Origin of the sequence: Roseateles sp. (assembly GCF_039595295.1) — a bacterium.
Taxonomy (GTDB): domain Bacteria; phylum Pseudomonadota; class Gammaproteobacteria; order Burkholderiales; family Burkholderiaceae_C; genus Roseateles.
Genome location: NZ_JBCNLU010000047.1, coordinates 1 through 13767, shown reverse-complemented (window position 1 = coordinate 13767; position 13767 = coordinate 1). Strand labels below are relative to the sequence as shown.

The following is a 13767-nucleotide window of genomic DNA, read 5'->3' as shown; positions in this document are numbered from 1 at the left end:
CCTCACAAGGTGTGCGACCGATCCCCCGCGCTGAACCCCAGCGCATCGAAGCTCGCGTCATCGGGCGCGAAGCCGACGACCTTGAACAGTTCGCCCATCTCGTGCTCGGCGATCAGGCGGTGCGCCATGCCGCGCTGCGTGAGGTCGGCCTCGGACAGCAGCTCCACCAGCCCGCAATTGATCAGGAAGTTGGCCTGACTGGTGTAGCCCAGCACCGTCATGCCCGCGTCCTGCCCCGCCAGCGCGATGCCGGTGAAGTTCACATGCGTCGTGATGTCCTTCTGGCCCGGCAGCGCCAGCGGGTCCGGATCCGCCATGTGCAGGTGGTGGCACATCAGCGTGCCGCCGGTGCGCTGCGGGTGGTAGTACTCCGACTCGGGGAAGCCGTAGTCGATGAAGAACGCCGCGCCCCGCTTCAGGTGCCGCGCCAGCGTGCGCACGAAGGCCTCGGCCTGCGGATGGATCTCGACCACCGTGCCGGGAACAAAGCCGACATCGTGCCCCGGCGGCGTCGGCGGACGCGCGTCGCCGGGACGATCCTCGAAGTGCAACTGGTCCTGCGCGTCCAGCGTCACGCCGCGTTGCAGCCAGTGCTCGCCGTCCCAGCGCAGCAGCTCGACCGGCATCGCGTCCAGCAGCTCGTTGGCGACCAGCACGCCGTGGATCTCGTCGGGCCAGCGGTCCAGCCATTCGACGCGGGGCGCGAAGCGCGCCAGCCGCTCCCCTTGACGCTCACGCAGCATGCCGGAGAGGTCGACGATGAAGTACTTCGCCAGCGGCTGGCCCAGCGCGTCCAGCGTCTCGATCAGCTGTTCGGCGAGCTTGCCGCTGCCGGCGCCGAACTCGATCACCGTGTCCGTGCCGCTGTGCTGCAAGGCCTGCGCCACCTGACGCGCCAGCGCGCGCCCGAAGAGCGGCGAGAGCTCCGGCGCGGTGACAAAGTCCGAGCCCTGCTGCGGCATGGTTCCGAACTTGCGCCGCGCGTTGGCGTAGTAGCCCAGGCCCGGCTCGTACAGGGCCGCGCTCATGTAGCGGTCGAAGGGCAGCCAGCCGCCGGCCTGAGCGATGAGCTCGCGCAAGCGCGCGAGCATCGCCGGTTCCGTGGCCGGCGCGCCCGCCGATGGGGACGCGGAGGCCATCGTCGTCGACGTGGGAACGGAAGCGACGGACGTGCCGTTCGCGCGTCCGGTGGGGGGTGTCATGGAAGTCATGTGTCGATCCGGGGCAGCCGGGGCTTGCCACGCGCGGCCAGCCAGGCTTCGAATTCATCGGCGGGCATGGGCGGCGCGATCGCCTCGCCCTGGAGCTCGTCGCAGCCCCATTCCGCCAGCAGGTGCCATTGCCGCGCGTTGCGTACGCCTTCGGCCCCCACGCGCAGTCCCAGGCCCTTGGCCATCTGCACCACCGCGCGGGTGATCGCGGCCGCGCCGCGGTCATCCGGCAGCTCGCCGACGAAGCTTTGATCGATCTTGAGCTTGTCCAACGGCAGCCGGGTCAATTGATTCAGCGCGGTGTAGCCGGTGCCGAAGTCGTCGATGGAGATCGCCAGCCCCTGCGCGCGCAGCGTCTGCAGCAGCTCAGGCAGGCGGTCGATCTCGTCGGTCAGCATGCGCTCGGTCAACTCCAGCTCCAGCCAGTTGCCCGGCACACCCGCCGTCTTGAGCACATGCGCGACCGACTTGGCGAAGCTGCCCAGCCGGAACTGCATGCTCGAGAGGTTGACCGCGATGGGCACCTCGGCCACGCCGCGCTCGTGCCAGCTGCGGGCGTGCCGCGCGGCCTCGTGCATCACCCACTCGCCCAGCGGCACCATCAGCCGATGGCGCTCGGCCACCAGAATGAAGGCGTCCGGCGTCAGCAGGCCGCGCTCCGGATGCCGCCAGCGCAGCAGCGCCTCGGCGCCGGTGAGCCGCCCGGTCTGCGCGTCCACCTGGGGCTGGAAGAAGAGCACGAACTCGTCCGCCGTCAGCCCTTGGGCCAGTTCGGCCTCGATCACGAAATCCGCATAAGCGTTCTCGGCCATCGCCGGCTCGAAAAAGCGGTAGGTGGCGCGGCCGGCGGTCTTGGCCAGGTACATCGCGGTGTCCGCGTGCTGCAGCAGTTCCTCGGGCGTGCCGCCGTGCTCCGGGTACATCGCCACGCCGATGGACGGCGTCACCGACAGATCGCGGCCATCCGCCTGCACCGGCACCTCGACGACGCTGAGCAGCGCGTTCAGCACCGTCTGTACATCGCGACGCTGATGCACGTCCTCCAGCAGCACGACGAACTCGTCGCCGCCGAAGCGGGCCACCAGATCGCTCGCCCGCAGGCCGCCCTTGAGCCGCTCCGCCACCGTGGCCAGCACCTGATCGCCCTCGAGGTGGCCCAGCGAATCGTTGACCCGCTTGAAGTTGTCCAGGTCGATGAAGAGCAGCGCCGCGCGCGGCGCCTCGGGTCGCGACAGTCGCTCGCGCAGCCGCTCCATGAAGGCGGGCCGGTTCAGCAGGCCCGTCAGCGGGTCGTGCTCGGCCAGGTGCTGGATGCGGGCCAGCGCCTCCATGTGCGCGCGCAGGTCATGCACGATGGTCATGCGCAGACGCTCGCCGTTGAACCACATGGTCCTGACGATGAATTCGACGTCGATGCGCTCGCCGCTGCGATGCTGGATGGCGGTCGCATAACGGGTCTCGCGGCCGGAAGCCATCACCTCGCGCACCACCTCGATCTGATCGGGCGCCACCATGGACAGCGCTGGCCGGCCGACCAGCTCCTCCAGCGAGTAGCCCACCAGCTCGCACAGCGGCGGGTTGACGTCGGTCATGAGACCGTCTCGGTGGAAGACGATGCCCTCCATCGAGGCCTGCATGAACTTGGTCAGGCGCTCCTCGGACTCGCGCACCGCGCGTTCGGCCTCGCGGAAGCGGGTGATGTCGCTGATCAGGACGAAGGCCGATTCGACCGCGTCCGCGTCCGGCGGCACGTAGGGAATCAGATTGACCTCGATCCAGTGCGGGCTGCCGTCGCGGCGCTCCAGACGGCGCTCGTAGCTGACGCTGACGCGGTCGCGCAGCACGCGCTCGACATGCGGATCGATCTCGCGGGCGGCGTCCTCGCCGATGATCTGGGCGAAGGTGCGCCCGAGCACGCTGGTTTCGTCCAGCCCGAAGCTGCGCGCGTACTGGCGGTTGGCGAAGCGGCAGGTGCGGTCGACCGCGTCGAAGACCGCGATCAGCACCGGCACGTTGTCGGCCAGCAGACGGAACTGCGCCGCCTGATCCTTGGCCGGCTTGGCCGGACGGCCCGTCGGGAGCGCGGGCGTCGTGCTCATCTCAGCCGGCCTTCCCGTCGTGCTCTTCGGCGGTCTTCATGGCCAGGCACAGGTCCTCCCAGGCCTTGGACTTGTCGGCCAGATTGCGCAGCAGATAGGCCGGGTGATACGTCACCACCAGCGGCACGCCCTCGTAGCGATGCACGCGGCCGCGCAGGCGGCCGATGGGCTCCTGGCTGCGCAGCAGCTGCTGGACCGCGAAGCGGCCCACCGCGAGGATGATGCGCGGCCGGATCAACGCGATCTGGCGCTGCAGATAGGGCTCGCATTGGGCGAGCTCGGCCGGCTCCGGATTGCGGTTGCGCGGCGGCCGACACTTCAGCGAGTTGGCGATGTAGACCTGACGGTCGGGCGTGCCCTCGCCACGGCCTTGGCCGATCGCGCGCAGCATGCTGTCCAGCAGCCTGCCGGCCGCGCCGACGAAGGGCTCGCCCTGCAGGTCTTCCTGCTCGCCCGGCGCCTCGCCGACGATCATCCAATGCGCACGTTCGTTGCCGACGCCGAAGACGGTGTTCTTGCGCGACTCGCAGAGCCCGCAGGCGCGGCACTGCGCCACCTCGTCCCTCAGCCCGGTCCAGTCCAGCGCGGCGATCGCGTCGGCGCTCAGGCGACGCGCATACGGAGCGTCGCCGGACGTTGCGGCCTGGGCGCCCCCTGCCGGCGCGGCGGGCGCGGCCGTCGGCGGCAGTGCCTTGGACAGCACTTCGGCGACGCGACGTGGCGCCGGCGGCTCGGCGACGGCGACGTCCGCATCGGGGCCCTCGTGCACGGCCGCGCGCGCGACGGCGGGCGCCGCCACGGGGGCGGGGGGCGCGGCGGCGTCGGCCGCAGTCGGCGCCCACAGCTTCAGGCCCATGGCCTCGAGCATCGCGCGTTGTCGTTCGGTCCAGCTCATGCCGGGGCCTCCGTGAGGCGCAGCGTCATGAGGATCGCATCCTCGCGTCCGCCGTCGGCCGGGTAGTAGTTGCGGCGCAGGCCGCTCTGCGCGAAGCCGTAGCGCTCATAGAGCTTGCGGGCGCGGACGTTGCTCTCGCGCACCTCCAGCCAGATCTGGTGGCATCCGCGCGCGCGCGCCAGCAGCGCCAGCGCGTCCAGCATGCGGCGCGCCAGACCCTGGCCCTGCCGGTCGGCGGTCACGGTGATGTTGAGCAGGTGCATCTCGTCGATGACCTGCATCGCCAGGAAATAGGCGCACAGCCGGGCCTGCTCGTCGCGCATGACGAAGCCCGAATAGCCGGCGGCCAGCGAATCGATGAAGTTGCCGCGTGTCCACGGGTGGCTGTACGAGACCGCCTCGATCGCCATCACCTCGTCCAGATCCACCGGACGCAGCGGCTGCAGCGATTGCAGCGACGCCGGCCAGCTCAGGTCCTTGGGTTGGGCGCTCATGCGGACTCTCCGCCGGGCGCGGGCTTCGGCTCTGTCTGTGCGGTTTGGGCGGCGCGGGCCTGCTCGCGCTCGGCCGTCGTCAGCGCGACCTTGTCACGCACGTACAGCGGCAGCGCGTTGGCGGCATCCTCGGTCAGCCCGGCCGCGAAGGCCTGCTGCGCGAGCGCCCCCAGCGCGCGGGCCCGCGACACCGTGGCCGGAATCCGCCGGGCCGCGCCGGTGTCGAGATGGAAGGCGCTCAGCGCCGTGCCGGCGACGAGCGCGGGCGGCTCCAGCGCCCACAGCAAGCGCAGCGGTTCGGGATCGGTCAGCGCGGGACCGAACAGCGTGTCCCAGCGCGCGCCGGTCCAGCGATAGCGGCCGACATAGGCCTGGTTCATGCGGGCGTCCATCGCCACCCAGACCTCCAGCGGCGCGGGCAAAGCGCGCTCGCCGGCTTCAGTGATCAGTTGCTGGCGGGCGTCCTCGGCCACCAGCATCAGGCTGTCCAGCGGCACCACCGGGCGGCCGGCGCCGAAGGCCAGGCCCTGCGCCACCGAGCACGCCGTGCGCAGCCCGGTGAAGGCGCCGGGGCCGCGGCCGAAGGCGATCGCGTCCACGCGGCTCAGTGCGACGCCAGCCTGCCGCAGCAGCGCCATCGCATCGGGCACCAGATGCTGCGAGGCCAGGGCCCCGCCGTCGGCGTCCACAAAAAGATCATGGCCCTGACCCACGAGGGCCAGAGCCATGTGTTCCGTCGAGCTATCCAGGGCCAGCAACACGCTCATGCGGCAAGTGTATCGGCCTGGACGGCCCGGGACGGGGACGTCCCCTCGATCCGCAGGATCAGAAGGAGTAGCCCAGCGACAGGGTGTACACCATCGGGCGGAAGTTGATCTTGGTGCTCAGTTCTTCCACGCCGTCCTTGGTCGTCGTGTACGAGCGCATCTTGCTGCGCACGTCCGCGTAGGCGGCGGTGCCCGTCAGCGACCAGTTCTTGCTGTATTGCACGGTGAAGCCCACGTGCGCCGCCGCGCCCCAGGAGTTGGTCAGCGTGATACGGGTCGGGCCGCCGCTGATCGCGTCGCCGGTGGGCGTGCTGCGTTTTTTCTCGAAGTAGGTGTAGTTCAGGCCCGCGCCGACGAAGGGGTGGAACTTCGGCAGCCATTCACCGAGGTGGTAGTTGACGAAGACCGTCGGCGGCATCTGACGCACCACGGCGATCTGGCCGGCGTTGGCGAGCACGCCGTTGCCGTAGATCTTGTGGGACGGGGGAATGCCCAGGACGATCTCGCCGCTCCAGCGCTCGGCGAAGCGATAGGTGTAGCCGAAGCCCGTGGTCGTCGCGTCGCCCACGCGGATCTGTGCGCCGGGGGCGGGGAAGACCTTGCTGCCGCCCGCCAGCGGCGGCGCCTTGCTGTTCACGTCGATGTGGGCCAGGCCCAGATAGAACGTGTGGGTGCCGACCGCCGGCTCTTCGGCGCGCGCGGTGCCGGCCAGCGCCAGCAGCGCGGCGCCCAGGATCAGGGTGATGTTCTTTTTCATGGAATGTGTCTCCGTGCTGCCTGGGAATTACGGATTGGCGGCCAGGACCGACTGGAAGAAGCCGCGCGCCAGCGCGCTGCAGAACGGGGGCACCAGGGTGCCGTGGTAGGCGCCCTGCACCGCGGCCGCACCGGCCGCGCCGCCGCCCGCGTTGGCGGACGTCACCGCCTTGGCCTGGGCGAAGCCGCCGGCGATGGTGGCCGCGGTCGTCGCGCCGGCCCAGCTCATCGACGCCGCCGATTCCAGGTTGGAGGCCGGGTAGAGCTTGCCGCGCGAGGCGAAGTCGGCTTGAGCGTCCGTCGTGTTGAAGAAGAACACGGTCGGGTCGTTCGCGCCGCCGCACAGGGCCACCGGGGCCTTGGGCGTCCAGCCCAGCAGCGTGTTGGTCTGCAGCGCCTTGCGGAAGTTGGACGTCAGGTAGCCCGACTTGAACGAGTCGGTCAGCAGACCGCCCGTGCCGAACAGCTTGGTGAAGGTCGGGTCGTTGGGCAGCTTGCCTTCGGTGATCAGCTGGGTGATCGTCTCCTTGGTCGGGAACAGCGTCTCGGCGGTGGCCGCGTAGGGCTGCTGGTAGACGTCGGTCGGGGCCGAGTAGATGTTGCCGTAGGCCTTCTGATAGCTGGTCAGCATCAGCGGCAGGAACAGCGTCGCGCCGGCGTTGATCGGGCCGGTCGTGTTGATCACGTCGCCGAACTTGACCAGGTTGTACGGGCCGGACATGGGCGCTGCGGCGGTGACGGTGAACTCGGACGCGTAATCGCGCTCGATGACCTTCTGCGTGGCCATGGCCACGTGACCGCCCTGCGAGTAACCCGAGATCAGCAGCTTGGACGAGGGCTTCACGTCGCTGTCGCTGTTCAGGTAGGTCTTGGCGGCGCGCAGGCCGTCGACCATCTCGATGGCCGACTGCTCGGCGTTCAGGTAGGTCGTGTACTGAAGGCCGGAGCGGTCGTAGCCCAGGTAGTTGGGGGCGACCACGATGTAGCCCTGGGCGGCGAAGAAAGCCATCACCAGCGAGCCTTCGGCGTTCTTGTCGACCTGCGCCATGTTGAAGGTCTGGTCGGTCGTCGTGCCATGCGCATACAGCAGCACCGGACGGTTGCCGGTGCAGGCCGCGCCGGTGCCCGACGGGACGAACACGGCGGACGAGGCCATCGCGATGGTGTTCTGCGGGTCGCGGGTCGCGTAGTAGACGTAGCGGATGGTGACGTCGCACTGCGCCGCGCCGGCGATCGCGTCGATGCCCTTGGCCTTGGTGCCGGCGTCGATCTGCGCCTTGGTCACCGGCTGCGGTGCCGCCAGGACGCCGAGCTGCAGCGAGCCGCGCGCGGGCGGCGCGTCATCGGTGGAGGGGTTGCTGCCGCCGCCGCAGGCGCTCAGCAGCGCGGCCGCCAGGGCCACGCCAACCAGGGTGAATTGGCTTTTCATCGGAACTTCTCCAGGGGTTGTCTCCGTCGTGTCGTGCGGCCGTAGAGGGTGGGGGCCGGCACTAAATCGAACGGTCGTTCGTTTTTCTCAGCAATCACTGTAAGGGCAGGGCTTGTCTCGCTCGCAAGAGGAAAACCCTGACAGGGCGCAGCATGCCAGCGCGACCGTCTCGCGAGACGCACATTGCGTCCGCTTCGCGGCGCGGCCGCAACACTTGGCACGCGAATGTGCGAACAGGGAGAAACCGGATCGGCTTCTCCCTGTTCGTGAAGAACTCGTGAGGAGGTCGTCTGGCAAGGCCCAATCCCGAAGGGGTCAGGGCTTGCTCCGTGGCAATCAAGGGACCCGAGCGCACGGCCCGGAAGACCTTCACGCGATCAGAACGGGTTGTTCGACGCGCGCGTCTGCGCCTGCGAGGCGATACGCGATTGCTCCGACGGGCTGAGCAGCGTGTCGCCGGCCCACATGTAGGTCGTCGCGGTGGCGTTGGCCACCAGGGTCTTGTCGGTGCACAGCGGCGGTAGCGAGGCGGCCAGGCAGGCCGCGTCCGTCGTGTTGGACAGGCCGTAGTAGGCGCCGAACTTGGACACCGACTGCATGGTCTCGTCCGTCAGGATCAGGCCGATCTTGCGGCCGTCGTTGACGATGCGCAGACGCAGGCCGGTGTTGAAGCGGCGCGAGAGCTCGCTGATCAGCGCGGCGCGGTCGGTGTCCGAGTTGGACGCCTTCTGCTTGAGCGCGAACGGGGTCAGGCCCATGTCCTGCACGGTCGACAGGATGACCTTGCCGCCGGCGTTGGCGATGCGGTTGACCTGGTCGCCCAGCGCCTCGCCGCGGGCCTGCGCGGCATTGCCGAGCGTGGCCGCGTCCTGGGCGGGGAAGGACGAGTACAGCTCGAGGATGTCGTTGGCGCCGGCCAGGACCGTGACCAGGTCCTTGCCGTTGAATCCGTCCAGCGCCATCTGGCGGTCGACCTGCGTGGCCACGTCCGCCACCTTGGCGCCCAGGGCCGCGTACATCTTGCCGGTCGGGGTGGCCAGCTTGTCGGGATTGCACTCGCCGAAGACCAGGCCGAAATAGGCCGCCAACGACTGCGTCCACACCGGGTTCAGCTTGCAGCTGACCACGTTGGTGGTCGTGTCCACGCCATTGACGGTGTACTTGGTGCCGTCGCTGCGGATCGCGCTGGTCTCGTCGCCGAAGGTGATGATCCGCGTCGGATGGAAGGGGTCGATCTGCTGACCGCCGCCGCCGCAGGCCGCCAGCATCGCGGTCGCGCCCAGCACGACGGCCAGACGGCGCTTCAAACTCTTCATGAACACTCCAAATCTCGAAAACTCAGCGGGGCGCGAAGGCCGCCGCCGCGCGGGACAAGCGGTCCCGCACCCCATCCCAGGCGGCCTCCGCGGGCGGCGCCTCGATCCAGATCTCGGTCGCGCCCGCGGCGTCCAACTCGCGCAGGACGGCGAACAGCTGCCGTGCCGCGGCGCGCGCCTGAACGGGCATCGCGCGGTGCAAAAACTCAGCGCCCGCACCTTGCGGCCCGAACGACGTGCGCGAATATACCGCCAGCCCCGCCGGACGACCGCCCGTCAACGCCGCGCGCAGCGCGTCGGTGGACAGCAGACGGACCGTGGCATGCGGCGCGTAATGGGCAGCCAGTGTGCCCGAGGCACGCGGGGCCCGTGCATCGGGCGCTTGTAAAGCCACGCCCGCGGCGGTTTCCAATTGCTGCGGCGTCAATACACCGGGCCGCAGCAGCACCAGGCCTCCGCGGCTGCAGTCGACGATGGTCGACTCGATGCCCACGTCGCACGGGCCGCCGTCCAGCACCAGCAGGCCGGGCTCGAACTCGTCGGCGACGTGCTGGGCCGTGGTCGGGCTGACCCGGCCGAAGCGGTTGGCGCTGGGCGCGGACAGACCCTCGACGCCCAGTTCGCGGCATTGGGCCATCAACGCCCGGAACACCGGATGCGAGGGGCAGCGCAGGCCGACCGTGTCCTGACCGCCGGCCGAGGCCGCCGCCAGTCCCGGGACGCGCCGCAGGATCAGCGTCAGCGGGCCGGGCCAGAAGGCCTCGATCAGCTTGTGGGCGATGGGCGGGATCTCTTGCGCGAAGACGCGGGCGCCGGCCTCGTCCAGCACATGGACGATCAGCGGATGGTCGCTCGGTCTGCCCTTGGCGGCGAAGATCTTGGCCACCGCCTCGTCGCGGTCGGCGCGGGCGGCCAGGCCGTAGACGGTCTCGGTGGGGACGCCGGCCAGCTCGCCGTCGGCCAGCGCGCGCGCCGCGGCGCGGACCGCGTCGGGCTGATGACCGTCCAGCACCATGACCTCGCGCTCCCCGCTCACCACGTGTCCGGCAGGCCCAGCAGCGCGCAGGCGCGGCGGGCGCTGGCGCGCGCCTCGTCGGCGCTGGCGCCGATGAGGTTCAGGTGGCCCATCTTGCGGCCATGACGCGCCTGCGTCTTGCCGTAGAGATGCAGCTCCGCGCCGGGCAGCGCCAGCACGCCGGCCCAGTCGGGCGCGCGCTCGCGGCCCTCAGCGTCGAACCAGAGGTCGCCCAGCAGGTTGAGCATCACGACCGGCGAATGCAGACGCGGCTCGCGCAGCGGCAGGCCGGCCATCGCGCGGACCTGCATCTCGAACTGCGAGAGGTCGCACGCGTTCATCGTGTAATGGCCGGAGTTGTGCGGGCGCGGGGCCATCTCGTTGACCACGAGGCGGCCGTCCTTCAGCACGAAGAACTCCACGCACAGCACGCCGACGTAGCCCATGCCCGAGGCGATCGCCGCCGCGGACTGCCGGGCCTGCGCCTGCAGCGCCGCGTCGACGTCGGGGGCCGGCACTTCGGTCACGGCCAGGATGCCGTCGCGATGCAGGTTCTGCTGCACGGGATAGGTCACGACCGCGCCGTCGGCGCCGCGCACGACCAGCACGCTCAGTTCCAGCGCCAGCGGCAGCATCTGCTCGAGCACGCAATCCACGCGGCCCAGTTCGTCGAACGCGGCGACCAGTTGCGCGCGATCGGCCACACGGCGCTGGCCCTTGCCGTCATAGCCCAGCCGGGCCGTCTTGAGGATGCCGGGAAGCAGCGCGTCGGGCACCGCCGCCGGATCCGCGTCCGAGCGCAGCACCGCATACGGAGCACAGGGGACGCCGCTCTTGTCGAAGTGGGCCTTCTCGCGAGCGCGGTCCTGGCAGATCGCGACCGCGGCCGCGCCGGGCGCGACCACACGGGTCGCCGCCAGCTGCTCCAGCGCGCGCGCGGGCACGTTCTCGAATTCGGTGGTGACGGCGTCGCAGCGGCGGGCGAGCTCCTCCAGCGCCGCCGCGTCCAGATAGTCCGCCCGCAGGTGCTCGTGCGCGACCGCGCCGGCCGGGCTGGTCGCGTCGGGATCCAGCACCACGCAGCGGTAGCCCAACGCCTGCGCGGCATGGACGAACATGCGGCCCAGCTGGCCGCCTCCCAGCACGCCCAGCGTGGCGTCGCCCGGCAGCAGCGGCATCAGCGCAGCTCCTCGGTCATCGCGGTCGCGGCGGCCGTCTGGCGCTTGCGGAACGCATCGAGCTGCTCACGCAGCGCCGGGTTGTCGCGGGCCAGCATGGCCACGGCGAACAGCGCCGCGTTGCCCGCGCCGGCCGTGCCGATGGCGAAGGTCGCGACCGGAATGCCCTTGGGCATCTGCACGATGGAGTGCAGCGAATCCACGCCCTGCAGGTGGCGGCTGGCCACCGGGACGCCCAGCACCGGGACCAGGGTCTTGGCCGCCAGCATGCCGGGCAGGTGCGCGGCGCCGCCGGCGCCCGCGATGATGGCGCGCAGGCCGCGGCCCTCAGCCTGCTCCGCATAGGAGAACATCTCGTCGGGCATGCGGTGGGCCGAAACCACCCGCGCCTCGAACGGCACGCCGAACTCGGTCAGAATGTCGGCGGCGTGCTTCATGGTCTCCCAGTCACTGCTGGAGCCCATCACCACGCCGATGACGGGGGCGATGTCGGGAGTGGTGGCGCTGCTCACGGGTCGGTCCTCGATCTGTCAAATCGTGAAACCTTGAATTGTAGGCGGGCAGCCGCAGGTGCCGTTCTTGCCGCTGCGCGAACCACCCGAACCACCTGCCGCCCCTCCGGACCCGCCCCATCTTTCTATGACCGACATCACCCTCCAAAACTTCGAAGCCGACCTGCTGCAGGCGTCCATGCAGCAACCGGTGCTGCTGGACATCTGGGCCCCCTGGTGCGGTCCGTGCAAGGCGCTGGGTCCGCTGCTGGAGAAGCTGGAGGTCGCCTACGCCGGCCGCTGGAAGCTGGCCAAGCTCAACAGCGACGACCAGCCGGAGATCGCCTCGCAGCTGAGCCAGGCCTTCGGCGTGCGCTCGATCCCCTTCTGCGTGCTGTTCGTCGGCGGTCAGCCGGTGGACGGCTTCGTCGGCGCCATCCCCGAGGCGCAGATCCGCGAGTTCCTGGACCGCCATGTCCCCAGCGGCGAGGCGATCGAGGCCGAAGAGGACCTGGCCGAGGCGCAAGCGCTGATGGACGAGGGCGACGCCCAAGGCGCTCTGGAAATGCTGCACGCGGCCGTCGCTGCGGACCCGTCCAACGAGGTCGCCCGTTTCGACCTGGTCCGCGCGCTGCTGGAGGCCGATCTGCTGGAGGACGCCAAAGCCGCGTTCGCGCCGGTCGCGCATCGCGCGGCGGACAAGATCACGCCGCATGCGCGCTTCGTCGCGCTGGCCGCGTGGTTGGCCGCCGCCGAACGCGCCGCGCAAGGCCTGGACCCGGCCGCCCTGCAGGCGGCGATCGCCGCCAACAAGCGCGACTTCGATGCCCGCTTCGCGTTGGCCCAAGGCCTGTTCGCCGGCCGCGACTTCACTGGCGCGATGGACGAGCTGCTAGAGATCATCATGCGCGACAAGGCCTGGAACGACGAGGCCGCGCGCAAGACCTACGTCGCGATCCTCGAGATCATGACCAAGCCCGCCCCGGCCGCCGCGCATGCGGCCGCGCCGCAAGCTGGCGGTGTGCAGCTGTCGGGCCCCAGCACCGTGGCGCCGGCCGACCCGCTGGTCGACCAGTACCGCCGCAAGCTGAGCATGGCCCTCTTCTGATCAGAGGCTGAGCAGCCCTGCTCAGAACATCACCCGCGCCACGCCGGCGCGGGTCAGGCGATCCAGCTCCTGCGGATCGGCCTCCTGATCGGTGATCAACACGTCGATGTCGGCGCAGTCGCAGACCTGCATGCGACTGCCCTGCCCCAGCTTGCTGGCATCGGCCAGCAACACCCGCTGCCGCGCCCGCGCCAGCATGGCCTGCGCCACCGCGACCTCTGCCCAGAGATAGCTGGTCGCGCCCTGACGCGCGTCCAGCGCCGTCGGCGAAATGAACGCGATGTCCACGCGATGCCGCGCGATCTCCGCGACGGTGAACTCGCCGAACGTGCCCGAGGTCTCCGGGACGTAGCTCCCGCCCAGCAGCATCACCTCGTGGCCCTGCCTGCCGGCCAGCGCGTCGGCCACCGCCACCGAGTTCGTCACCACCCGCAGCTCCTGCGCCTGCGCCAGGGCCTGCGACAGCGCATGCGTGGTCGAGCCCGCGTCGATGAACAGGCTCAGTCCCGGCTTGACCAGCGTCAGCGCCTGCCGGGCGATGGCCTGCTTCTGGCGCCGCCGCGATTGCGCGCGCTCGGCATAGCTGGCCTCGGCCGGGACTTCGGACTGCACCGCGCCGCCGTGCACGCGCGCCAGCTTGCCGCCCTGCGCCAGCTCGATCAGGTCGCGCCGCACCGTCTCGCGCGACACGCCCAGCTCGCGCGCCGCCTCGTCCGTCGCCAGCCGGTGCCGCTCACGCAGCAGCAGCAGGATCTTGTCGTGTCGTTCCTGGGACCACATGGATCGCTTCTTCTCCCTGTTCATCGGATCTCCGGACCGCTCGCCTGAGCTCGCCGCGCCGGACCTCACATTGATCCAAAGCTCGACCACCGTCTTCATGACAGTTTGAGGATTTTTCTGTGGCGTTGTGGATTTCCGCCACCCGTCGCCGCCGTGGCTGTGGTTTTTCGTGTTTGTCGTTGTTTTGTCTTGGAGTCTTGTGACAGTGCGCTCGTTCGATCGACGCAC

General features: G+C 70.1%; 13 protein-coding genes. 1 reads left to right on the top strand and 12 read right to left on the bottom strand.

From position 1 onward, the window contains the following. Positions 1-2: 2 nt before the first annotated feature. The 11 genes from ABDW59_RS22000 to purE all read right to left on the bottom strand — a co-directional run bounded on the left by ABDW59_RS22000 (position 3) and on the right by purE (position 11648). A complete protein-coding gene (locus tag ABDW59_RS22000; RefSeq protein ID WP_343633152.1) occupies positions 3-1139 on the bottom strand; it encodes an SAM-dependent methyltransferase in 1137 nt (378 codons plus the stop codon). 68 nt (positions 1140-1207) lie between these two features. Further along, positions 1208-3310 carry an EAL domain-containing protein gene (locus tag ABDW59_RS21995; RefSeq protein WP_343633150.1) on the bottom strand — a complete coding sequence of 701 codons (2103 nt, stop codon included), beginning with the start codon at positions 3308-3310 and terminating at the stop codon, positions 1208-1210. A gap of 1 nt (position 3311) precedes the next feature. Then, entirely contained in the window at positions 3312-4205 is an 894-nt protein-coding gene (locus ABDW59_RS21990) for a uracil-DNA glycosylase (protein ID WP_343633148.1), read from the bottom strand. Further along, positions 4202-4699, bottom strand: a complete 498-nt coding sequence (gene rimI, locus ABDW59_RS21985; protein ID WP_343633146.1) for a ribosomal protein S18-alanine N-acetyltransferase — start codon at positions 4697-4699, stop codon at positions 4202-4204. The genes ABDW59_RS21990 and rimI overlap by 4 nt, the downstream gene beginning before the upstream one ends. Next, on the bottom strand, positions 4696-5466 hold the full coding sequence (tsaB, locus tag ABDW59_RS21980) for a tRNA (adenosine(37)-N6)-threonylcarbamoyltransferase complex dimerization subunit type 1 TsaB (protein WP_343633144.1): 771 nt from the start codon (positions 5464-5466) through the stop codon (positions 4696-4698). Before tsaB ends, rimI begins: the two co-directional genes overlap by 4 nt. A gap of 58 nt (positions 5467-5524) precedes the next feature. Beyond that, a complete protein-coding gene (locus tag ABDW59_RS21975) occupies positions 5525-6223 on the bottom strand; it encodes an OmpW family outer membrane protein (protein WP_343633142.1) in 699 nt (232 codons plus the stop codon). Between the two features lie 27 nt (positions 6224-6250). After that, positions 6251-7651, bottom strand: a complete 1401-nt coding sequence (locus ABDW59_RS21970) for a lipase family protein (protein WP_343633140.1) — start codon at positions 7649-7651, stop codon at positions 6251-6253. A 377-nt stretch (positions 7652-8028) separates the two neighbouring features. Continuing rightward, complete coding sequence (locus ABDW59_RS21965; RefSeq protein WP_343633138.1) at positions 8029-8967, bottom strand: SGNH/GDSL hydrolase family protein; 939 nt, start codon at positions 8965-8967, stop codon at positions 8029-8031. Positions 8968-8989: 22 nt separating this feature from the next. Beyond that, entirely contained in the window at positions 8990-9982 is a 993-nt protein-coding gene (locus ABDW59_RS21960; protein ID WP_343633184.1) for an L-threonylcarbamoyladenylate synthase, read from the bottom strand. 17 nt (positions 9983-9999) lie between these two features. Further along, entirely contained in the window at positions 10000-11160 is a 1161-nt protein-coding gene (locus ABDW59_RS21955) for a 5-(carboxyamino)imidazole ribonucleotide synthase (protein WP_343633136.1), read from the bottom strand. Continuing rightward, on the bottom strand, positions 11160-11648 hold the full coding sequence (purE, locus tag ABDW59_RS21950) for a 5-(carboxyamino)imidazole ribonucleotide mutase (protein ID WP_343633183.1): 489 nt from the start codon (positions 11646-11648) through the stop codon (positions 11160-11162). The genes ABDW59_RS21955 and purE overlap by 1 nt, the downstream gene beginning before the upstream one ends. Before the next feature lie 151 nt (positions 11649-11799). Between purE and ABDW59_RS21945 the strand changes: the two genes are divergently transcribed. Next, positions 11800-12759, top strand: a complete 960-nt coding sequence (locus tag ABDW59_RS21945) for a tetratricopeptide repeat protein (protein WP_343633134.1) — start codon at positions 11800-11802, stop codon at positions 12757-12759. A gap of 21 nt (positions 12760-12780) precedes the next feature. On the opposite strand, the gene ABDW59_RS21940 is transcribed toward ABDW59_RS21945, so the two are convergent. Next, positions 12781-13539, bottom strand: coding sequence for a DeoR/GlpR family DNA-binding transcription regulator (locus ABDW59_RS21940; protein ID WP_343633132.1), 759 nt, complete (start codon positions 13537-13539; stop codon positions 12781-12783). Positions 13540-13767 lie beyond the last annotated feature (228 nt).